Genomic DNA, 21,664 nt, shown 5'->3' on the forward strand with positions numbered 1-21,664 from the left:
CTAGGCGATTCACCGACGCCCGCTCGGCAATCGGGGATTTCGAATTAGGGAGGTGAACAAGGATGGCATTAACGCAAGAGCGCAAACGTGAAATTATCGAGCAATTTAAAGTCCATGAGAACGACACTGGTTCTCCGGAAGTGCAAATTGCTATCCTGACGGAGCAAATCAACAACTTGAACGAGCATTTGCGCGTTCATAAAAAAGATCATCATTCACGGCGCGGCCTGCTGAAAATGGTCGGGAAACGCCGCAACTTATTGGCCTACTTGCGCAATAAAGACGTGGCGCGCTACCGTGAATTGATTGAGAAACTTGGATTACGTCGATAAAAAAGCGGGAGCATTCCCGCTTTTTTGCTAGTTTATAGGCGCAGTTTGCGCGGCAAATGATACAATGGCGCCAATTCGTCTATACTAATCATCAGCGATACCCATATTTTTATACATAGAGAGGAGTACTCGTTTGTATGGAACAAGAGAAACGCGTGTTTTCCATCGATGTGGCCGGGCGTCCACTCGTCATTGAAACCGGCGAGTTGGCGAAGCAGGCGAACGGCGCGGCGCTCGTCCGCTACGGTGATACCGTTGTGCTTAGCACGGCCACCGCATCGCGGGAAGCGAAAGACGTTGACTTTTTCCCGCTGACCGTCAACTACGAGGAGCGGTTGTACGCCGTCGGGAAAATTCCAGGTGGATTTATTAAGCGCGAGGGCCGTCCAAGCGAGAAAGCGATTTTGGCGAGCCGGCTCATCGACCGCCCGATTCGTCCGCTGTTTGCTGAAGGGTTCCGCAATGAAGTGCAAGTCGTGTCCATGGTCATGAGCGTCGATCAAGACTGTTCCCCGGAAGTGGCAGCGTTAATCGGCTCGTCGGTAGCGTTGACCATTTCTGACATTCCGTTTGAAGGGCCGATCGCTGGTGTCATTGTCGGTCGTATCGATGGCCAGTTTGTCATCAACCCGACGGTTGAACAAATGGAAAAAAGCGATATGCATCTCATTGTGGCAGGTACGAAAGATGCCATCAACATGGTCGAGGCCGGTGCGGACGAAGTGCCGGAAGAAGTGATGCTTGAAGCCATTATGTTCGGCCATGAAGAAGTGAAACGGCTTATCGCTTTCCAAGAGGAAATCGCTGCTCAAGTTGGCAAAGAAAAGATGGAAGTGGTTCTATACGAGCCAGACCCGGAACTAGAAGCGGAAATTCGCCAGCTTGCGGAAGCTGATATTAAGAAGGCCGTGCAAGTGCCGGAGAAACTGGCGCGCGATGCCGCCATTGAAGACGTAAAAGCTGGCGTCATTGCGAAATATGAAGCGGAAGAAGCTGATGAAGAGAAACTGAAGCAAGTGCAAGAAATTTTGCATAAGCTTGTGAAAGAGGAAGTGCGCCGCTTAATTACGGTCGAGAAAATTCGTCCCGATGGGCGCAAAGTTGATGAAATCCGCCCGCTGTCGTCAGCAGTTGGTATCTTGCCGCGCACGCATGGTTCCGGTCTGTTTACACGTGGGCAAACACAAGTATTAAGCGTCTGCACGCTCGGAGCACTCGGTGATGTGCAAATTTTGGACGGGCTTGATCTTGAAGAATCAAAACGGTTTATGCACCATTACAATTTCCCGCCGTTTTCCGTTGGCGAAACGGGGCCGATGCGTGGGCCGGGGCGGCGTGAAATTGGGCACGGAGCGCTAGGCGAGCGGGCGTTAGAGCCGGTCGTGCCGTCAGAGCGCGAGTTTCCGTACACGATCCGCCTCGTTTCCGAAGTGCTGGAGTCGAACGGCTCGACGTCGCAAGCCAGCATTTGTGCGAGTACGCTGGCGATGATGGACGCCGGGGTGCCAATTAAAGCGCCGGTTGCCGGCATTGCCATGGGGCTTGTGAAAAACGAGGATCATTATACGATTTTGACCGATATTCAAGGCATTGAAGACCATCTTGGCGATATGGACTTTAAAGTCGCCGGCACGAGAAAAGGCGTCACGGCGCTGCAAATGGACATTAAAATTAAAGGGCTGACGCGCGACATTTTGGAGGAGGCGCTACAGCAGGCACGCAAAGGTCGGCTCGAAATTTTAGACCATATGATGCAGACGCTCAGCGAGCCGCGTAAAGAGTTGTCTAAATATGCGCCGAAAATTTTGATCATGCACATCAATCCGGATAAAATTCGCGAAGTCATCGGACCGAGCGGCAAACAAATCAACAAAATCATCGATGAAACCGGCGTGAAAATCGACATCGAACAAGATGGCACGATTTTCATCTCGTCTGTCGATGAAGAAGCCAACCAAAAAGCGAAGCAAATTATCGAAGATATCGTCCGTGAAGTCGAAGTTGGACAAGTGTATTTAGGCAAAGTGAAACGGATCGAAAAATTCGGCGCGTTCGTCGAACTATTTAACGGCAAAGACGGGCTTGTCCACATTTCCGAACTTGCTGAAGAACGGATCGGCAAAGTGGAAGACATCGTCTCGATCGGTGATGAAATTTTAGTGAAAGTGACGGAAATCGATAAGCAAGGACGTGTCAACTTGTCGCGCAAAGCGGTGTTGCGCGAGCAGCGCGGTGCCGGAGAGTTGCCGAAAGAGACGCGGGAAAAACGAGGAAGACGGCCGGAGCGCCACCGCATGAAGCCTTAGGAATTTGTTTCTTAAGGCTCTTTTGTTATGTTCTAACCTGTCCCTCTGCTACATAATTTGTAGTAGTAAAAAAGAGGGGGGACAAGGGTGAACAACGGTTATGCTCGTTATATGGCGTTAGCAGTCATGTTCCTCACCGTCTGGATGGTCGTCCATTGGTCGCCGGTCGGCGACTATATTGAGAGTTGGCGCCCCGCAGAAACAGCGGCTGTGAAGGAACGTGATAAGTTATACGAAACGATTGCCAAACAAGCAAAGCAATACGAAATTCCCGCCCAAGATGCGGTTATCGATAAAGTATGGAAGGCGACGCCCGGTTACAATGGTCTTGCCGTCGATATTGACGCTTCTTATAAAAACATGAAAAAAACAGGGACGTTCGATGAGCGAAAACTCGTGTTCCGCCAAGTGTCTCCGCGCATCCATTTGGACGATTTGCCGCCGGCGCCGATTTACCGCGGTCATCCCGACAAGCCGATGGTCTCGTTTTTGATCAATGTAGCCTGGGGAGAAGAGTATATTCCTGACATGCTTGAGACGTTGAAAAAGCACGATGTCAAGGCGACGTTCTTTTTGGAAGGACGATGGGTAAAAAATCATCCGGAGATGGCAAAAATGATAGCAGACGCCGGCCATGAAATCGGCAACCATTCTTACAGCCATAAAGATTTAAAAACGCTTAGCAATGCCGACATCCGCCGCGAACTCGAGAAAACGAATGAAGTGATCGAAGCAGTGACCGCGGTCAAATGCAAGTGGTTCGCCCCGCCAGGCGGCAGCTATCGTGATGAGGTTGTCGAAATTGCTGCCAAGCTTCGCATGAAGACGATTATGTGGAGTGTCGATACAATAGATTGGCAAAAACCATCGCCATCTGTTATAGTGAAACGGGTAACATCCAAAGTCCATCCCGGTGCCATGATTTTGATGCATCCAACGATGCCGACGGCGGCCGCGCTTGATGAGCTGATCGTTTCGATTCAGCGCCAAGGGTACGCCATCGGCAGCTTGACGGCCTTATTCGACGAGAAAAGACTGGCAAAAAAACAGGAGGAACATGGAGTTGATTAACAAATATACGTGCAAAAACGGTGTACGAATCGTGCTGGAGCAAATTCCGACCGTGCGCTCGGTGGCCATTGGCGTATGGATCGGTACAGGCTCGCGCAACGAGACGGAACAAAACAACGGCATTTCCCATTTTTTGGAACACATGTTTTTTAAAGGGACAACTACACGCACGGCTCGGGATATTGCGGAAGCGTTCGACAGCATCGGCGGACAAGTGAACGCCTTTACATCTAAGGAGTATACGTGCTATTACGCGAAAGTGTTGGATGAACACGCACCGCTGGCGCTAGAAATGCTCGCCGATATGTTTTTCCATTCAACGTTTGTTGAGGATGAGCTACAAAAAGAGCGCAACGTCGTGCTTGAAGAAATCAAAATGTATGAAGATACGCCAGATGACATCGTCCATGACTTGCTCGGCAAGGCATGCTATGCGAACCATCCGCTCGGCTACCCGATTTTAGGCACGGAAGAGACGTTGCGCACGTTTACTGGCGACACGCTGCGTCAATATATGGCTGACTATTATACACCGGACCGCGTCGTTGTTTCGGTTGCTGGCAATGTCGATGAGCGGTTTATTGGGGAGATTGAACGCTATTTCGGTTCGTTTACGGCCGCCAATAAGCCGGCCTTCCCCGGAAAGCCGTCGTTCGTACCGCAAAAACTTGCGCGCAAAAAAGACACCGAGCAAGCGCACGTATGCATCGGATTTAACGGGTTGCCGATCGGTCACCCGGACGCGTACCCGCTCCTTATTTTAAACAATATTTTAGGCGGCAGCATGAGCAGCCGGCTGTTCCAGGAGGTGCGCGAACAGCGCGGATTGGCCTATTCGGTCTTCTCGTACCATTCCGCCTACCAAGATAGCGGTTTGCTCGCTATTTATGCCGGTACGGGAAGCGGTCAGCTCGACATTTTGTTTGAAACGATCCAACGGACGCTTTGCCATTTGAAAGAAGACGGCATTACGGAAAAAGAGCTGCATAACAGCAAAGAGCAAATGAAAGGAAGTTTAATGCTCGGACTTGAAAGCACAAATAGCCGCATGAGCCGCAATGGCAAAAACGAGCTTCTTCTCGGCCGCCATCGGTCGCTTGATGAAATTATCGAAGAGATCGAAAGTGTCACCGTCGAAAAAGTGAACGAGTTGGCGCGCACAGTTTTCGCGGAAGATTATGCCCTTGCTCTCATCAGTCCCGACGGCGTTTTGCCGCAGCCGCTTCGTTCCTAGCGAACATCGGCGCATAAAAAAAGCTAACGACCTTCGTGAGGTTGTTAGCTTTTTCACTTTGTACGGCCGAGCCCCCCTATCATCCCTCTTCAGGTACGTCGATCATCACCATATCGGCGCCGATTTTGCGGATATATTTCCACGGCACGCGAATTTCTTGCCCCTCTTTACGAAACCCGAACCATTTTCCGGTCGGAATGAGCAGCGCCTCGACTTGGCCGGTTTGCTCGTTGATTTCCAAATCGGTTTGCCCGAGCACCCCGAGCCGCTCTGCCCGCCTCACATCGACGATTTCTTTGCCGCTTAACTCACTCAGCCTCACGCCTGGCTTCCCCCTCTTCGTGTCTTTATTTCTATTGTAAGGAACAAAACAGAAAAAAATGACTGTCGCCCGTCCGGGAACGAAATATATTGCCCATTTTTCCCGCCGAGGATATTCACCTATATTTTCTCCCCGACATAAGATGGGAAAAGAAACGGAGCAGTTTGCTAATAAAAGAAGGTGAGCGTACAACATGATGCTGACAGGAATGCATGTCGCCATTATCGGTGGTGATGCGCGGCAGCTTGAAGTTATCCGCAAACTTGTCGAACTCGATGCAAAGTTATCACTCGTCGGCTTTGACCAGCTCGCCCACCATTTTACTAGGGCAGTGAAGCTGCCGATCGATGAAGTCGATTTTGCCGACTTGGATGCGATCATTTTGCCGGTCCACGGTACGACGTTGGACGGAAACGTAAACAGTGTCTTTTCCCAAGAACCGATTCCGTTTACGGAAGAGATGGTGCAAAAGACCATGAAACGGTGCACGATCTACTCCGGCATTAGCAACTCGTATTTAGATGACTTGGTGAGAAAGACAGGGCGCAAGCATGTGCAACTGTTTGAGCGCGATGATGTCGCCATTTATAACTCCATTCCGACCGCTGAAGGAACGATCATGATGGTCATTCAGCATACTGATTTTACCATTCACGGTTCACACGTCGCCGTCTTAGGATTGGGGCGCGTCGGCATGACGGTTGCTCGGACATTTGCTGCCCTTGGGGCGAAAGTAAAAGTCGGGGCGCGCCGGTCAGAGCATCTCGCACGCATTACAGAAATGGGGCTTGTGCCGTTTCACTTGAACGATTTGGAAAAAGAAGTGCGCGATATTGACATCTGCATTAACACCATCCCCCATTTGATCGTGACAGCGAGTGTTATCGCCAAAATGCCGGCCCATACGCTGATCATCGATTTGGCGTCAAAGCCGGGCGGTACCGACTTCCGCTACGCGGAAAAACGCGGAGTCAAAGCCATCTTGGCGCCAGGGCTTCCAGGAGTGGTAGCGCCGAAAACGGCCGGGCAAATTATCGCCAACGTTCTCGCGCAGCTGTTATATCAAGATTTACAAAAACGGGAGGAGAATAAGTAATGAGCGGAAATAGCTTAAAAGGGAAGCGAATCGGTTTTGGCCTCACCGGGTCGCATTGTACGTATGATGCTGTGTTTCCGGAAATTGAAAAACTCGTCAAAGAAGGGGCGGAGGTTCTTCCAATTGTTACCTATACGGTAAAGACGACAAACACTCGTTTTGGCGAAGGGGAAGAATGGGTGAAAAAACTCGAGCAATTGACCGGGAACGAGGTGATTGACACGATTGTCAAAGCTGAACCGCTCGGGCCGAAACTTCCACTTGATTGCATGGTCATCGCCCCACTGACTGGCAATTCGATGAGCAAACTGGCGAACGCCATGACCGATTCCCCAGTGCTGATGGCCGCCAAGGCGACAATGCGCAACCACCGCCCGGTTGTGCTCGGCATTTCGACAAACGATGCGCTCGGTTTAAATGGTGTCAACTTGATGCGGCTGATGGCGGCGAAAAATATTTATTTCATTCCGTTCGGTCAAGACGCTCCGCACGCGAAGCCGAACTCGATGGTGGCGCACATGCCGCTCCTTCGTGATACGGTGCTCGCCGCCCTCGAAGGGAAACAGCTGCAGCCGGTCGTGATCGAGCGGTTTCGTTACAACGATTAAAGGACATTCGCGGAAAATCGGCACCGCACTCAAAAATTTTCTCTCGTCCGCAGTGGAATGTGATAAAATAAAAATTATGAATTCACTTTTAACAGTGACGATGTGGAAGGAGAATGGCTGATGACTCAAAAACAATATCATGTTGCTGTTGTCGGAGCAACGGGGGCAGTTGGGCAACAAATGGTGCGGACGCTTGAAGACCGGAACTTTCCGGTCGGAAAATTAACGCTGTTATCATCGGAACGTTCGGCAGGCAAAAAAATGCGCTTCCGCGGCGAGGAAATTGAGGTGCAAGTGGCAACACCGGAGCGTTTCGACGGGGTGGATATCGCCTTATTCAGCGCCGGCGGGTCAGTATCGAAAGCATTGGCGCCGGAAGCGGTTCGGCGTGGGGCGATCGTTATCGACAATACGAGCGCATTTCGGATGGACGAAAAGGTGCCGCTTGTCGTCCCAGAAGTAAATGAAAGCGACTTGACATGGCATAACGGCATCATTGCCAATCCGAACTGCTCGACGATTCAAATGGTCGTGGCGCTAGAGCCGATCCGGAAAGCGTTCGGCTTAGAGCGCGTCATTGTTTCGACGTACCAAGCTGTTTCTGGGGCTGGAGCGCAGGCTATCGAGGAGTTGCATGCACAGACGAAAGCCGTGCTCGAAAATAAGCCGGTTGAAGCTAATATTTTGCCAGTGAAATCGGATCGGAAACATTACCAAATTGCATTCAACGCCATTCCGCAAATCGATAAATTTCAAGACAATGGCTTTACATTTGAAGAGATGAAAATGATTAATGAAACGAAAAAAATTATGCATATGCCTGAGCTAAAAGTCGCAGCAACGTGCGTACGCATCCCGGTGGCGAGCGGCCACTCGGAATCGGTGTACGTCGAAATCGAACAAGACGGCGTCACCGCTGCCGATCTGCAGTCGGTACTGAGCGAGGCACCGGGCGTCGTGTTGCAAGATGACCCGAACGAGCAGTTGTATCCGATGCCGGCGGATTGCGTCGGAAAGTATGACGTCTTTGTCGGCCGCATCCGCCGCGACTTGGACAATAGCCGTGCTTTCCATCTATGGATCGTTGCTGACAATCTATTAAAAGGAGCAGCCTCAAACTCCGTACAAATTGCAGAAAGCTTATTGAAGCTTGGGCTGATTTGAATAAGCATCGGGGTGTTAGCATGAAAATCATTGTCCAAAAGTTTGGCGGCACGTCCGTCCGGGATGAGCGCGGACGGAACTTGGCACGCCGCCATATTGAAAAGGCGCTTGAAGACGGCTACAAAGTCGTCGTTGTCGTCTCGGCCATGGGCCGTAATGGCGATCCGTACGCGACCGATACGCTTCTTCACTTGATCGGCGGCACCGGCCATCATGTGACCAAGCGCGAACAAGATATGTTAATGGCGTGCGGGGAAATCATTTCGAGCGTCGTATTTAGCAATTTGCTGAATGAACACGGCATTAAGGCGACGGCGTTTACCGGCGCGCAAGCCGGATTCCGCACGAACGGCGATCATACGAATGCGAAGATTCTCGAAATGCGCTGCGATCGCCTTCTTGAGGCGCTCGAACAATACGATGTCATCGTCGTCGCCGGTTTTCAAGGGGTGGCAGAAAACGGCGATATCACAACGCTTGGCCGCGGTGGAAGCGATACATCCGCTGCAGCGCTCGGCGCTGCCTTAAATGCCGAGTGGGTCGACATTTTTACCGATGTCGACGGCGTTATGACCGCCGACCCGCGAATTGTCGAAAGTGCCCGGCCACTGGAAGTCGTCACATACACGGAAATTTGCAATATGGCGTACCAAGGAGCGAAAGTCATTCATCCGCGCGCAGTGGAAATCGCTATGCAAGCGAAAGTGCCGTTGCGCGTTCGTTCGACGTATTCCGATGCGCCTGGAACGCTTGTCACTTCATCGGTTCGTGGTCAAAAAGGAAGTGATGTGAAGGAGCGGCTTGTCACGGGCATTGCATATGTCGCCAATGTCACGCAAATTAAAGTGCTGGCGAAAGAGGGACACTATGAACTGCAGTCTGATGTGTTCCAAGCGATGGCTCGCGAAGGGATCAGCGTCGACTTTATTAACATTTCGCCATACGGCGTCGTTTACACAGTGAGCGGCGACATGACAGAAAAAGCGATTGCTGCTTTGCGTCGTGTTGGTTATGAGCCGGCGGTGACGCCTCGCTGTGCCAAAGTGTCGGTTGTCGGTGCTGGCATTGCTGGCGTGCCGGGGGTGACGGCGAAAATCGTCACTGCTTTATCGGAACAAGGCATTCAAATTTTGCAGTCGGCTGACAGCCATACGACGATTTGGGTGCTTGTGAAACAGGATGATATGGAAAAAGCGGTTAACGCCTTGCATGACGCCTTTTGTCTGTCTGAGGAAGGCGGATATGAAGCGATTTGGAACGAGGAGTGAAAACAGTGGCTCAGTTCGGAAACATTGTAACGGCGATGGTGACACCATTTGACCGGAAAGGAAATCTCGATTTAGCGAAAACGACGGAGCTCGTCAACTATTTGCTCGATAACGGCACTGATGCGCTCGTTGTCGCCGGCACGACCGGCGAATCGCCGACCTTAACGGCAGAGGAAAAAGTCGCGTTGTTCCGTCACGTCGTTAATGTCGTCAACGGCCGTGTGCCGGTCATTGCCGGGACGGGAACGAACGATACGCGCGCGTCGATCGAACTGACGAAGCGGGCAGAAGAGACGGGGGTTGACGCCGTCATGCTCGTTGCGCCGTATTATAATAAGCCAAACCAAGAAGGGCTGTATCAGCATTTTAAAGCAATTGCCGAAAGTACGTCGCTGCCGGTCATGCTTTATAATGTGCCGGGACGTACGTCGGTCAATCTCGCTCCTGAGACCGTTATTCGGCTCGCTGCGATTCCAAACATTGTCGCTGTCAAAGAAGCGGGCGGCAACTTGGATGCGATGGCGGAAATCATTGAGCAAACTCCGGACGATTTCCTGCTGTATAGTGGAGATGACAGCTTGACGCTTCCGGTGTTGGCGATCGGCGGCGCCGGCGTCGTCTCGGTCGCTTCGCACATCATCGGAAATGAGATGCAGCAAATGATCCGCGCCTTCCAAGCGGGTGATCACCAAAAAGCGGCGGCGCTGCACCGGAAATGGGTGCCGCTTATGAAAGGGCTGTTTGCTGCACCAAGTCCGGTGCCGGTGAAAACTGCGCTTCAGTTGCGCGGATTGGATGTCGGTCCGGTGCGTCTTCCGCTCGTTCCGCTCACTGAGCAAGAACGGAGCGAGCTCAGCCGTCTGCTCAGTGCGTTGTCATAACATCGACACTGTAGGAACAGCTCACCCCCAACGCTGCTGTTTGCGCGTTGGGGCGTTTTTTTGCCTTCATGGCAAAATCGTCTGCCCGATTATAACAATCTTGTGTTTTTCAGCGCCGATTCGTTATAATAAAGGCAAGTGACTTTGAGCGGGTTAGCATCATGATTGGGAGGACGCAGCCTTGAAATCAAAAATAAAGCCGGTAGAGAAAATACGTATTTTTGCCCTTGGGGGAGTCGGAGAAATCGGCAAAAACATGTATGTCGTTGAATTAGACGAGGACATTTTCGTCCTTGATGCCGGGGTCATGTATCCGGAAGATGAAATGCTTGGCATCGACAAGGTGATTCCGGACATTACGTATTTAATTGAACGGCAACATCGCATTCAGGCGATTTTTCTCACCCATGGGCATGAGGAACATATGGGAGCGATCGCCTATGTGCTCAAGCAGCTGTCTGCGCCAGTATACGGTACGAAGTTGACGCTCGGTTTGGCAGAAGCGATTTTAAAAGAACAAGGCATCACGAACGCCAATCTGAACGAAATTCACCCCGATGCCGAATTATTGTTTGACAAGGCGAAAGTGACGTTTTTCCGCACGATCCACAGCATCCCCGATTCCGTCGGCATAAGCCTGCATACATCGCAAGGGGCGATTGTGTACACGAGTGATTTTAAATTTGACCAAACACCGTACGGAAACAGCCGCGCTGACTTGGGGAAAATGGCACAGATCGGCGAACAAGGGGTGCTATGCTTGCTTTCGGACAGCACGAATGCTGAGCGCCCTGGATACAGTGGTTCTGACGCGGTGGTCGCCCATGAAATTGCCGATGTGATCGGCCATGCGAAGGGACGTGTGTTCGTCGCCTGCTACGCCTCGAACATTATGCGCATCCAGCAAGTGCTTTATGCCGCCCACCAATACGGGCGCAAAGTGGCGGTGATCGGCAAAACGCTGCATAAAGTGATGGATATCGCGGTGCGCCTTGGTTATTTGCACCTTCCGGACAAGGTGACGATCTCCGCTCATGACCTCGACCGTTATCGCGATCAAGAACTCATCATTTTAACGACCGGCGGGCACGGCGAGCCGATAAGTGCGCTTTGGCGCATGGCACGACAGACCAATAAACAGGTGAACATCAAGGAAGGAGACACCGTCATCGTTGCTGCTTCTGTCATGCCGGGCTATGAACTTGGGTTCGCCAAAACGATCGACGCTTTGTACCGCGCCGGGGCGAATGTGATTTACCGCGATCGGCAAGTGCACGTGTCCGGACACGGTTGCCAGGAAGAATTAAAGTTAATGCTCAATTTAATGAAGCCGAAATATTTCATTCCGGTGCACGGGGAGTATCGAATGCAAAAGGCGCACGCACGCTTGGCGAAAGCAGTCGGCATCTCGGAAGAGCGGACGTTTTTGCTCGATAAAGGCGAAGTGATCGAATTCCGAAGCGGAACTGCCCGCCCTGGCGGCAAAGTGCCGTACGGCAACATTTTAATTGACGGTCTTGGCATCGGCGATGTCGGCAACATCGTGTTGCGCGACCGGCGCCTATTGTCACAGGACGGCATTTTAATCGCGGTCGTCACGCTCAACAAAGAAGCGAAAACGATTGCGGCCGGTCCGGAGATCATTTCACGCGGCTTCGTTTACATGCGCGAGGCCGAAACGCTGCTTGAGGAAGCGGAACAAATGGTAGCGGCGATCATTGAACGTTGCCTTGAGTCGTACATGCTTGAATGGTCGTCATTAAAGGCGAACATTCGCGAGGCGTTAAGCCAGTTTTTATTTGAAAAAACGAAGCGAAAACCGATGATTTTACCTATTATTATGGAAGTATAATGCAATCATGCTCAAAGTCCACGGGGGAAATGCTGGAAACGGTTGGCCGTTGCCGGCATTTTTCTTTTCCTTTCGGCCATACTAAACGTATGACCAACAGAAAGGAGAAGAATAAGGATGGAGAAGGAGCGTTACTTCCAAGCAGAGACGGAAGAAAATGCAGAAACGAAAACGGACGAAGCTACCGCGGCCATTACCCAACTTGGGCAAACGAATATCCCACAAATGGAGCCGGATACGAACATCCACTGTTTGACGATCGTCGGCCAAATTGAAGGCCATGTTCAGTTGCCCCCGCAAAATAAGACGACAAAATATGAACATGTCATTCCACAAATCGTCGCCATTGAGCAAAATCCGAAAATTGAGGGGCTGCTCGTCATTTTAAACACGGTCGGCGGCGATGTCGAAGCCGGGCTCGCCATCGCGGAAATGCTCGCTTCTCTCTCGAAACCGACCGTTTCCGTTGTGCTTGGCGGCGGCCATTCGATCGGCGTGCCGATCGCCGTGTCGTGCAATTACTCATTTATCACCGAGACAGCCACGATGACGATTCATCCGATTCGTCTAACCGGGCTTGTCATCGGTGTGCCGCAAACGTTCGAGTATTTGGATAAAATGCAAGAGCGTGTTGTCCGTTTCGTGACGAAACATTCCAATATTAGCGAAGAAAAATTTAAAGAGCTCATGTTTTCGAAAGGAAATTTAACGCGTGATATCGGAACGAACGTTATCGGGCCTGACGCCGTCCAGTATGGGCTGATCGATGAAGTCGGCGGCGTGTCGCAGGCAATGGCGAAGCTGCGGCAGTTGATCGAGATGAAAAAAGGGGGCGAAGGGAAGATGATCCAATGATTTTATATACGGTCATGCCCGAACATTTGTTGTTCCCAGTAGATGCGGCCGAATATGAAAAGAAAAAAATGGTCTATTATGACGGCATTCCGTTTCTTGTCCAAATCGTGGAAAATGGTGAATATGAAATCGTGCAAAATTTAAGCACAAACCCCTACCACTTTTTAAACGCCAAATATGCACCAGGAGCGCGGTTTCCGATTTCCGCGGCAACATCGTAATGAATTGTTCAGCGGTTCATGATATAATAATAGGGAAGCAGAAAAAAGCAGCCATTGTTGGCTGCTTTTTTCCAGCTTGCCAATTCATTCATGCTGGAGTGAGCGATGATGGCGAAACGAAAGCGAAAAAAAAGGGGAAAGCCGTCAAGGAAGCAGCCGTGGGCGGAGGCGATTCGCTTTGAACTGATCGGCCTTGGGCTATTGACCGTTGCTGTTGTTGCGATGGCTCGCCTCGGGCTCGTCGGCGAAACGCTTGTGTTGATTAGCCGCTTTTTTTTCGGCGAATGGTACATGCTATTAGTAGGCGGTTTATTCATTTTATCGTTCATCTTGATATGGAAACGGGAGTGGCCGTCATGGGCGAGCCGACCGTTTGTTGGTGCTTCGATTATTGCTGCGGCGTTTTTGTTATTAAGCCATGGCAAGTTGTTTGAACTCATGTCGCGGCGCGGTGAACTCGATCCAAGCGTTATTCGCACGACATGGGAACTGTTTTGGAACGAAGCAAACGGCAAGGAGACCGCTATCGATTTAGGAGGCGGGATGGTCGGCGCGTTGTTGTTTGCCGCCAGCTATCAGCTGTTTGATGCGCTCGGGACGAAATGGATTTGCTTCATTTTGTTCGTCGTCGGCTTCATCGTGCTGACTGGAAAATCGTTGCGTGAGACGGCTGGCAGACTGATCGTCTTAGTAGCAACGTTTCTGCGCCAAGAATGGTTAGCGTTTGTTGAGGATATGAAGCAATGGGTGACGGGACGAAAAAGGCGGGCTAATAACGGACGGAAACGACGCAAGCTGCAGGACAAGGCGGCTGCCCAGCAGGAAGATGAGCCTGCCGAAGCCGGCACCGCTGAACCGGAGGACGAGCTCCTTTCCCCACCGCCGATCATATCCGATTTTGCCGCTGTCCGGTCGGCAGTCGAGCTCGAAGAAGAAAAGCAGCCGCCAACTGAAGGCGATGACGGCGGAAACGGGGATGCATCGACGCCACCGTTGGCGTTTTCCGAGCATGAAAACACCAACTATGATTTGCCGCCGCTTGAACTTCTTCGCCTGCCGAAACCGGCCGGGCAATCGGCCGATCATGCCAACATTTACGCCAATGCGCGCAAATTAGAGAAAACGTTCCAAAGCTTCGGTGTTAAGGCGAAAGTGACGCAAGTGCATCTTGGCCCGGCCGTGACGAAATACGAAGTATACCCAGATGTCGGGGTGAAAGTGAGTAAAATCGTCAACTTAAGCGATGATCTGGCGCTCGCTCTAGCGGCGAAAGATATTCGCATTGAAGCACCGATTCCCGGCAAATCTGCGATCGGTATTGAGGTGCCGAACGAAGAAATCGCCACCGTGTCGCTGCGCGAAGTGTTGGAAGCCGTCGAACATACGCGGCCTGAGGCCAAGCTCTTAATCCCGCTTGGACGCGACATTTCCGGAGAAGTCGTCGCCGCCGAATTGAACAAAATGCCGCATTTATTGATCGCTGGCGCCACTGGCAGCGGCAAAAGCGTCTGCATTAACGGCATTATCGTTAGCCTGCTTATGCGCACGAAGCCACATGAGGTCAAGTTGATGATGATTGACCCGAAAATGGTCGAGTTAAGCGTGTATAATGGCATCCCCCATTTGTTGACGCCGGTTGTCACCGATGCGAAAAAAGCGGCCCAGGCGCTGAAAAAAGTTGTCCAAGAAATGGAGCGGCGCTATGAGCTGTTTTCCCATACCGGCACACGCAACATTGAAGGGTATAACGAACATATTCGCCAACAGAACGAAACGGTACCAGAACAGCAGCCGCTCTTACCGTATATCGTCGTCATCATTGACGAGCTGGCTGATTTGATGATGGTGGCGTCTTCGGATGTCGAAGAAGCGATCACCCGCTTAGCGCAAATGGCGCGCGCTGCCGGCATCCATTTAATCATTGCCACTCAACGCCCATCGGTCGATGTCATTACCGGCGTCATCAAAGCGAACATCCCGTCTCGTATCGCTTTTAGCGTCTCGTCGCAAATCGATTCACGCACCATTTTGGATATGGGCGGAGCGGAAAAATTGCTTGGCCGTGGCGACATGCTATTTTTACCAATGGGAGCGTCAAAACCAGTGCGTGTCCAAGGAGCGTTTGTATCCGATCAGGAAGTGGAAGAGGTTGTTCAGTTTGTCATCGGCCAGCAGCAGGCGCAATACTATGAGGAAATGATCGTCCAAGATGGAGAAGCGAACTCCTCAGCAGTCGAAGATGATCTGTACGAAGAAGCTGTCCGTCTTGTCGTGGAAATGCAAAGCGCCTCTGTTTCAATGTTGCAGCGCCGCTTCCGCATCGGTTATAATCGCGCCGCCCGGCTCATCGATGCCATGGAGGAGCGCGGCGTTGTCGGTCCTTATGAAGGCAGCAAGCCGCGCGCTGTTCTTTGGTCAAAAGAAGATTTAAAAAAGACGTCATAAACAGGGAAGCAGGCAGGTTCATTTCACCTGCCTGCTCAAAGGTGTATCATATTGGAAGCGCTACCAACCATATTTCTTTTTTTTCGACAAAATTTGATTACACCTATTTATTTGGTCTGTAAAAAATGTTATAGTAATGTCAAAAAGGTTATATGTCTAATGTCAGAGGTCTGATCTTAAAGGAAATGCGTAACGTGGAGGACGTTGTCATGTCAATCAAATCAGACAACCGCCATCTTTACTTGCAAGTCATTGATCGTATTAAACACGATATTGAAACTGGGGTATACAAAGAGCGTCAAAAATTGCCATCTGAGTTTGAGCTCGCCAAACAGCTCGGCGTCAGCCGGGCGACGTTGCGGGAGGCGCTTCGGGTGCTTGAGGAAGAAAACATCATCATCCGCCGTCATGGCGTCGGAACGTTTGTCAATGCCCGCCCGCTGTTTACATCCGGCATTGAGCAGCTCTCAAGCGTGACCGACATGATCCGTCAAGCTGGGCGCAAACCGGGGACGATTTTTTTGTCTTCCTCCATCCAACAGCCGACGGAAGATGATATGCGCCGCTTTCAATGCCAGCCGGATGACGAGATTTTGCTCATCGAGCGAGTGCGCACGGCCAATGGGGAGCCAGTCGTCTATTGCCTTGATAAAATTTTGTGCAAATATTTGCCAAAAGGCATTTCGTATGAGCATGAGTCGCTGTTTGAAAACTTGCACAATCAAGCGCACCGTGATATTGCTTATGCAGTCGCGCGCATTGAGCCGCTCGGCTATCATGAGAAAGTGTCGCCGATTTTGCAATGTGATCCAGAAACAGCCTTGCTCGTGCTCAAACAAATGCATTTTGACAAAAATGATGAACCGATTTTTTATTCAACGAACTACTTCCGCTCCGACAAGTTCAGCTTTCACGTAATGAGGAAGCGATTCGGGTTTTAAAGGGGGTGAAATCGGTACATAGAAAGAGAGCGGAAGTTTCATACTAATTTAGGAACAAATTTTTAATAGGGGGTAATGGATGGTGAAAAAGCGATTCGGATGGGCGCTCTCCGTTCTGTTCGCTGCCGGTACGCTGCTTTCTGCCTGTGGCGGCCAAGGAGGAGACAATGCGGGAGGCAAGAAAGAAGATACGTTCAGCGTTGCCATGGTCACGGACGTAGGTGGCGTTGACGACAGATCGTTCAACCAGTCGGCTTGGGAAGGATTGCAAAAGTTCGGTAAAGATAACGGCCTTGAGAAAGGGCGCGGCGGTTATGACTATTTGCAATCCACGAGCGATGCCGATTATCCGACAAACTTAAACAAGCTCGTGCGCAACGACTTTGACTTGATTTACGGTATCGGTTATTTGATGGGCGATGCGATGAAAGAAGTGGCCGAGCAAAATCCGAAAAAGCATTTTGCCATTGTTGATACGGTCGTTGATGCACCGAATGTCGCAAGCATTACGTTTAAAGAGCACGAAGGCTCGTTCCTTGTCGGTGTTGTCGCCGGATTGATGACGAAAACAAATAAAGTCGGCTTTGTCGGCGGGATGGAAATTCCGTTGATTGAGAAATTCGAAAGCGGATTCCGGGCCGGCGTCAAAGCGGTCAATCCGAAAGCGACTGTCGAAGTGCAATATGCTGGAGCGTTTGACCAAGCGGATAAAGGGAAGGCGATCGCCTCAAGCATGTACGCTTCCGGTATTGATATTATTTACCATGCAGCCGGAGGAACTGGAAACGGCGTTTTCTCGGAAGCAAAAGACTTAAAGAAAAAAGATCCGAACCGTGAAATTTGGGTCATCGGCGTCGATAAAGACCAAGCTCCGGAAGGCGAGGTTAAGATCGGCGACAAAACATACAATGTGACGCTCACATCAATGGTTAAACGGGTCGATGTAGCTGTTTATGACGTTGCCAAACGGGCGCAAGCCGGCGACTTCCCAGGCGGTCAAGCGATTGAGTACGGCTTGCCGGAAAACGGAGTCGGTATTGCCCCGACGCAAGACAACATTCCGGATGATGTGCTAAAAGCGGTTGATGAATGGAAAGAAAAAATCGCTAACGGTGAAGTGAAAGTGCCGACGAACCGAAAAGAGTACGAACAATTTGCTGCAACGTTGAAATAATGAAATGAAAAAGGCTAGTGCGCGCCGCTAGCCTTTTTCAAAATCATGAAATGAAGGGCGGCCTATATAGATGCCATTTGGTGCTTTACCATTCGCCGTTTTTACGGAATGATTGGACCAACTGTTGGGAGACCGAACAGCGCCGTTTGAGACCAATGGATAAGTCTATGAGATGGGCTGTTCGCTCTTCCGTCATGCCGCGACGCAGCGTAGACAAGCCTTTAGCTTGCGTCGGGCAGCCGCTGCATCTATAGTGTTGCCGCCTCTCATTTTGTGATTTTGACCTTGCCAAAGTGGGGAGTGAATTGCTTGGAATACGTAATTGAAATGCTTAACATTCGCAAAGTGTTCGGCACCTTCGTCGCCAACGACAACATTACGCTGCAGGTGAAAAAAGGGGAAATTCACGCCCTCCTTGGTGAAAACGGTGCCGGCAAGTCGACGCTGATGAACGTGCTGTTTGGCCTCTATCAGCCAGATGGCGGCGAAATCCGCGTCAAAGGGAAGCCAGTGCGCATCACCGACCCGAATGTCGCCAACGACCTCGGCATCGGAATGGTGCATCAGCACTTTATGCTCGTCGATACGTTTACAGTGACGGAAAACATCATTTTAGGCAGCGAACCGGCACGGGCGGGAACGATCGACATGAAGCGGGCTGAACAGGAAGTGCGCGAACTGTCCGAGCGGTATGGACTAGCAGTTGACCCGACAGCGAAAATCGCCGATATTTCCGTCGGCATGCAGCAGCGCGTCGAAATTTTAAAGACGCTTTATCGCGGTGCGGACATTTTAATTTTTGACGAGCCGACCGCCGTCTTGACGCCGCAGGAAATCCGAGAGCTCATTGAAATTATGCGTACGCTCGTCCGCGAAGGAAAATCGATCATTTTAATTACGCACAAGCTCAAAGAAATTATGGAAGTGTGCGACCGTGTTACCGTTATCCGCCGCGGCAAAGGAATCGCAACGCTTAACGTCGCTGAAACGAATCCGAACGAGCTGGCGGCGCTCATGGTCGGCCGCGAGGTGCAGTTTACGACTGAAAAACGGCCAGCCGAACCGGGGAAACCAGTGCTCGAAATTGAAAACTTAGTCGTCAAAGACGCCCGCGGTGTCACGGCTGTCAACGGCCTGAACTTGACGGTGCGCGCCGGTGAGGTTGTGGGCATCGCCGGAGTTGACGGCAACGGGCAAACCGAGCTGATTGAAGCGTTAACCGGCTTGGTTAAGGCGGAGTCAGGGACGATTAAGCTGAACGGCCAGGAGATAACGAACTTGCCGCCGCGCAAAATCGTCGAAGCTGGCGTCGGCCATATTCCGCAGGACCGGCATAAGCACGGGCTTGTGCTTGATTTTCCGATCGGCGAAAACATGGTGCTGCAAACATACTATAAACCGCCTTACTCGAAACGGGGCATGTTGAACTTTAAAGCGATTTATGACAAAGCGCGCCAGCTCATCCGCGAGTTTGACGTGCGCACGCCAGACGAGTACACGAAAGCGCGAGCGCTATCCGGCGGGAACCAGCAAAAAGCGATCATCGGCCGCGAAGTCGACCGCAATCCAGACTTATTGATCGCCGCTCAGCCGACGAGGGGGCTGGATGTCGGGGCGATTGAGTTTATCCATAAGCGGCTCATCGAGCAGCGCGACCAAGGAAAAGCGGTGTTGCTCGTGTCGTTCGAACTCGATGAGGTGATGAACGTCAGCGACCGGATCGCCGTTATTTATGAAGGGAAAATTATCGCCATCGTTGATCCGAAAGAAACAACGGAACAAGAACTCGGGCTGCTGATGGCTGGAAGTAAACGGAAGGAAGCAGGTGTGTCGTCATGAGGTCGAATCGTCATCAGCAATTTTTGATTCCATTGTTGGCCGTTTTGCTCGGCATGATCGCCGGCTCGATCGTCATGCTCGTAAGCGGCTATAATCCGGTCGCGGGCTTCAGCTCTCTGATTTACGGAGCGTTCGGCGATGCGTATTACATCGGGGAAACGATCCGCCAGACGACTCCCTACATTTTAACAGGGCTAGCGGTAGCCTTCGCCTTTCGCACCGGTTTATTTAACATCGGGGTCGAAGGGCAACTCATCGTCGGCTGGCTTGCCGCCGTTTGGGTTGGGGTGTCTTTCGACTTGCCGAAGATCATCCACTTGCCGCTTGCCATTTTGGCCGCCGCTGCAGCCGGGGCACTGTGGGGATTGATCCCGGGGGTATTAAAGGCGTACGTAAAAGTGCATGAAGTCATTATTACGATTATGATGAACTATATCGCTTTACACGTGACGAATGCCATCATCCGTTCTGTGCTGTCGGATGAGGGATTTAAATCGGAGCCGATCAAACAAAGCGCCTCTCTCCAATCGGAGTTTTTGGAGGCCATGACGTACCACTCGACGATGCACTATGGCATTTTGATCGCCATTGCTGCCGCATTTGTCATGTGGTTTTTGCTTGAGCGGACGACGAAAGGATTTGAGTTGCGGGCGGTTGGATTCAACCAACATGCCTCACAGTATGCCGGCATGAACGTGCGCGCCAATATTATTTTAGCCATGGTCATTTCCGGTGCCTTTGCCGGTGTGGCCGGGGCGATGGAAGGGCTCGGCACGTTCGGCAACATTTCGACGAAAGCCGGGTTTACCGGACTTGGATTTGACGGCATCGCTGTTGCCTTAATTGGCGGCAACAACGCGTTTGGCATTTTGCTTTCTGCGTTGCTATTTGGCGCCTTGAAAGTCGGGGCGCTTGAGATGCCATCGGGCGCCGGCGTACCAACGGAACTTGTCGATATTATTATCGCACTCATTATTTTCTTTGTCGCATCCAGCTATATGATTCGTTGGCTGTTATCTCGTGGGCAAAAGGGGGCGGAGTAAGTGAACGTATATGATGTATTGCAAACGATTATCCCAACAGCCATTTTCTTTGCTGCTCCCCTTATTTTCACCGCGCTTGGTGGCGTGTTTAGCGAACGATCCGGCGTTGTCAACATCGGTCTTGAAGGGTTAATGGTCATCGGTGCATTTACCGGTATTGTCTTTAATCTAACGTTTGCCGACCAGTTTGGTTCGCTGACGCCGTGGCTCGCCTTAGTGGCAGCCATCGTAGTTGGCGCGCTGTTTTCTTTGCTCCATGCAGTCGCCTCGGTAACGTTCCGCGCCGACCAAGTCGTCAGCGGGGTGGCAATCAACTTTTTAGCCCTCGGCTTGTCGCTGTTTTTAGTGAAGAAGATGTACGGCAAAGGGCAAACTGATCAAATTCAAGTCGGATTTGACAAAATTGATGTGCCGGTATTAAGTGATATTCCGGTCATTGGCCCGCTGTTGTTTTCTAATGCGTATGTGACTTCGTATATAGCAATTATTTTGGCGTTTGTTTCTTGGTATATCATTTATAAAACCCCATTCGGCCTCCGGTTGCGCGCCGTTGGTGAGCATCCGATGGCAGCTGATACGATGGGGATTCACGTCGCTCAAATGCGTTATATCGCTGTCATGATCAGCGGGGCGCTCGGCGGCTTAGGCGGTGCAGTGTATGCGACAATCATTTCCCGCGACTTCAGCCATGCAACGATTTCCGGGCATGGATTTATGGCGCTCGCGGCAATGATTTTTGGCAAATGGCATCCGATCGGCGCGATGGGGGCGGCGCTGTTTTTCGGACTGGCGCAAAGTTTAAGCATCGTTGGACAAACCATTCCATTTTTGAAAAACGTACCGACTGTCTACTTGCTCATTGCCCCTTATGTGCTCACGATTTTAGCGCTTGCTGGCTTTATCGGCCGTGCGGAAGCGCCGAAAGCAGCCGGCACGCCATATGTGAAAGGAAAACGGTAAGAAAACGGGCTGTCCGAACAAAAACGGGCAGCCGTTTTTTATTGCTTCATCA

General features: G+C 51.2%; 19 protein-coding genes. 18 read left to right on the forward strand and 1 reads right to left on the reverse strand.

Annotated elements, in window-relative coordinates; genetic code table 11:
• Nucleotides 1-62: 62 nt before the first annotated feature.
• The 4 genes from rpsO (at nucleotide 63) to DSM465_RS0101785 (ending at nucleotide 4,943) form a co-directional block, all read left to right on the forward strand.
• Entirely contained in the window at nucleotides 63-332 is a 270-nt protein-coding gene (gene rpsO, locus DSM465_RS0101770) for a 30S ribosomal protein S15 (protein ID WP_008878539.1), read from the forward strand.
• 137 nt (nucleotides 333-469) lie between these two features.
• Nucleotides 470-2,638 carry a polyribonucleotide nucleotidyltransferase gene (gene pnp / locus DSM465_RS0101775; RefSeq protein WP_008878538.1) on the forward strand — a complete coding sequence of 723 codons (2,169 nt, stop codon included), beginning with the start codon at nucleotides 470-472 and terminating at the stop codon, nucleotides 2,636-2,638.
• An 87-nt stretch (nucleotides 2,639-2,725) separates the two neighbouring features.
• Complete coding sequence (locus DSM465_RS0101780) at nucleotides 2,726-3,709, forward strand: polysaccharide deacetylase family protein (RefSeq protein ID WP_008878537.1); 984 nt, start codon at nucleotides 2,726-2,728, stop codon at nucleotides 3,707-3,709.
• Nucleotides 3,696-4,943 (forward strand): M16 family metallopeptidase, encoded by a 1,248-nt coding sequence (locus DSM465_RS0101785; RefSeq protein WP_029760487.1) that lies wholly within the window; start codon nucleotides 3,696-3,698, stop codon nucleotides 4,941-4,943. The genes DSM465_RS0101780 and DSM465_RS0101785 overlap by 14 nt, the downstream gene beginning before the upstream one ends.
• A 79-nt stretch (nucleotides 4,944-5,022) precedes the next feature.
• Here DSM465_RS0101785 and DSM465_RS0101790 read toward each other — a convergent pair whose 3' ends face one another.
• Entirely contained in the window at nucleotides 5,023-5,265 is a 243-nt protein-coding gene (locus DSM465_RS0101790; RefSeq protein ID WP_011887158.1) for a YlmC/YmxH family sporulation protein, read from the reverse strand.
• 193 nt (nucleotides 5,266-5,458) lie between these two features.
• On the opposite strand from DSM465_RS0101790, the gene dpaA reads away from it, so the two are divergent.
• The 14 genes from dpaA to DSM465_RS0101860 all read left to right on the forward strand — a co-directional run bounded on the left by dpaA (nucleotide 5,459) and on the right by DSM465_RS0101860 (nucleotide 21,612).
• Nucleotides 5,459-6,361, forward strand: a complete 903-nt coding sequence (dpaA, locus tag DSM465_RS0101795) for a dipicolinic acid synthetase subunit A (RefSeq protein ID WP_029760488.1) — start codon at nucleotides 5,459-5,461, stop codon at nucleotides 6,359-6,361.
• A complete protein-coding gene (locus DSM465_RS0101800) occupies nucleotides 6,361-6,969 on the forward strand; it encodes a dipicolinate synthase subunit B (RefSeq protein ID WP_008878533.1) in 609 nt (202 codons plus the stop codon). Before dpaA ends, DSM465_RS0101800 begins: the two co-directional genes overlap by 1 nt.
• A 120-nt stretch (nucleotides 6,970-7,089) precedes the next feature.
• The gene (asd, locus tag DSM465_RS0101805; protein WP_011887159.1) at nucleotides 7,090-8,133 is read left to right on the forward strand and encodes an aspartate-semialdehyde dehydrogenase; all 1,044 of its coding nucleotides are present in this window, start codon (nucleotides 7,090-7,092) and stop codon (nucleotides 8,131-8,133) included.
• 20 nt (nucleotides 8,134-8,153) lie between these two features.
• A complete protein-coding gene (gene dapG / locus DSM465_RS0101810) occupies nucleotides 8,154-9,401 on the forward strand; it encodes an aspartate kinase (RefSeq protein ID WP_011887160.1) in 1,248 nt (415 codons plus the stop codon).
• 5 nt (nucleotides 9,402-9,406) lie between these two features.
• Nucleotides 9,407-10,282, forward strand: a complete 876-nt coding sequence (gene dapA, locus DSM465_RS0101815) for a 4-hydroxy-tetrahydrodipicolinate synthase (RefSeq protein ID WP_008878529.1) — start codon at nucleotides 9,407-9,409, stop codon at nucleotides 10,280-10,282.
• Between the two features lie 181 nt (nucleotides 10,283-10,463).
• The gene (locus DSM465_RS0101820) at nucleotides 10,464-12,134 is read left to right on the forward strand and encodes a ribonuclease J (RefSeq protein WP_008878528.1); all 1,671 of its coding nucleotides are present in this window, start codon (nucleotides 10,464-10,466) and stop codon (nucleotides 12,132-12,134) included.
• 117 nt (nucleotides 12,135-12,251) lie between these two features.
• Nucleotides 12,252-12,989, forward strand: a complete 738-nt coding sequence (locus DSM465_RS0101825; RefSeq protein ID WP_008878527.1) for a ClpP family protease — start codon at nucleotides 12,252-12,254, stop codon at nucleotides 12,987-12,989.
• Complete coding sequence (locus DSM465_RS0101830) at nucleotides 12,986-13,210, forward strand: YlzJ-like family protein (RefSeq protein WP_008878526.1); 225 nt, start codon at nucleotides 12,986-12,988, stop codon at nucleotides 13,208-13,210. The genes DSM465_RS0101825 and DSM465_RS0101830 overlap by 4 nt, the downstream gene beginning before the upstream one ends.
• A 108-nt stretch (nucleotides 13,211-13,318) precedes the next feature.
• On the forward strand, nucleotides 13,319-15,655 hold the full coding sequence (locus DSM465_RS0101835) for an FtsK/SpoIIIE family DNA translocase (RefSeq protein WP_029760490.1): 2,337 nt from the start codon (nucleotides 13,319-13,321) through the stop codon (nucleotides 15,653-15,655).
• Between the two features lie 209 nt (nucleotides 15,656-15,864).
• On the forward strand, nucleotides 15,865-16,596 hold the full coding sequence (locus tag DSM465_RS0101840) for a GntR family transcriptional regulator (protein WP_029760491.1): 732 nt from the start codon (nucleotides 15,865-15,867) through the stop codon (nucleotides 16,594-16,596).
• A 79-nt stretch (nucleotides 16,597-16,675) separates the two neighbouring features.
• On the forward strand, nucleotides 16,676-17,770 hold the full coding sequence (locus DSM465_RS0101845; protein ID WP_008878522.1) for a BMP family lipoprotein: 1,095 nt from the start codon (nucleotides 16,676-16,678) through the stop codon (nucleotides 17,768-17,770).
• 309 nt (nucleotides 17,771-18,079) lie between these two features.
• The gene (locus tag DSM465_RS0101850; RefSeq protein ID WP_008878521.1) at nucleotides 18,080-19,609 is read left to right on the forward strand and encodes an ABC transporter ATP-binding protein; all 1,530 of its coding nucleotides are present in this window, start codon (nucleotides 18,080-18,082) and stop codon (nucleotides 19,607-19,609) included.
• Entirely contained in the window at nucleotides 19,606-20,652 is a 1,047-nt protein-coding gene (locus tag DSM465_RS0101855) for an ABC transporter permease (RefSeq protein WP_008878520.1), read from the forward strand. The genes DSM465_RS0101850 and DSM465_RS0101855 overlap by 4 nt, the downstream gene beginning before the upstream one ends.
• Complete coding sequence (locus DSM465_RS0101860) at nucleotides 20,653-21,612, forward strand: ABC transporter permease (RefSeq protein WP_008878519.1); 960 nt, start codon at nucleotides 20,653-20,655, stop codon at nucleotides 21,610-21,612.
• Nucleotides 21,613-21,664 lie beyond the last annotated feature (52 nt).

The organism is Geobacillus thermodenitrificans subsp. thermodenitrificans DSM 465, from assembly GCF_000496575.1.
In the GTDB taxonomy this organism is placed as follows: domain Bacteria; phylum Bacillota; class Bacilli; order Bacillales; family Anoxybacillaceae; genus Geobacillus; species Geobacillus thermodenitrificans.

Bases quoted from the DNA above. Each gene is read 5' to 3' on its own strand.
- rpsO (WP_008878539.1), top strand. From the start codon at position 63: ATGGCATTAACGCAAGAGCGCAAACGTGAAATTATCGAGCAATTTAAA.
- pnp (WP_008878538.1), top strand. From the start codon at position 470: ATGGAACAAGAGAAACGCGTGTTTTCCATCGATGTGGCCGGGCGTCCA.
- DSM465_RS0101785 (WP_029760487.1), top strand. From the start codon at position 3,696: ATGGAGTTGATTAACAAATATACGTGCAAAAACGGTGTACGAATCGTG.
- dpaA (WP_029760488.1), top strand. From the start codon at position 5,459: ATGATGCTGACAGGAATGCATGTCGCCATTATCGGTGGTGATGCGCGG.
- DSM465_RS0101800 (WP_008878533.1), top strand. From the start codon at position 6,361: ATGAGCGGAAATAGCTTAAAAGGGAAGCGAATCGGTTTTGGCCTCACC.
- asd (WP_011887159.1), top strand. From the start codon at position 7,090: ATGACTCAAAAACAATATCATGTTGCTGTTGTCGGAGCAACGGGGGCA.
- dapG (WP_011887160.1), top strand. From the start codon at position 8,154: ATGAAAATCATTGTCCAAAAGTTTGGCGGCACGTCCGTCCGGGATGAG.
- DSM465_RS0101825 (WP_008878527.1), top strand. From the start codon at position 12,252: ATGGAGAAGGAGCGTTACTTCCAAGCAGAGACGGAAGAAAATGCAGAA.
- DSM465_RS0101830 (WP_008878526.1), top strand. From the start codon at position 12,986: ATGATTTTATATACGGTCATGCCCGAACATTTGTTGTTCCCAGTAGAT.
- DSM465_RS0101835 (WP_029760490.1), top strand. From the start codon at position 13,319: ATGGCGAAACGAAAGCGAAAAAAAAGGGGAAAGCCGTCAAGGAAGCAG.
- DSM465_RS0101840 (WP_029760491.1), top strand. From the start codon at position 15,865: ATGTCAATCAAATCAGACAACCGCCATCTTTACTTGCAAGTCATTGAT.
- DSM465_RS0101845 (WP_008878522.1), top strand. From the start codon at position 16,676: ATGGTGAAAAAGCGATTCGGATGGGCGCTCTCCGTTCTGTTCGCTGCC.
- DSM465_RS0101855 (WP_008878520.1), top strand. From the start codon at position 19,606: ATGAGGTCGAATCGTCATCAGCAATTTTTGATTCCATTGTTGGCCGTT.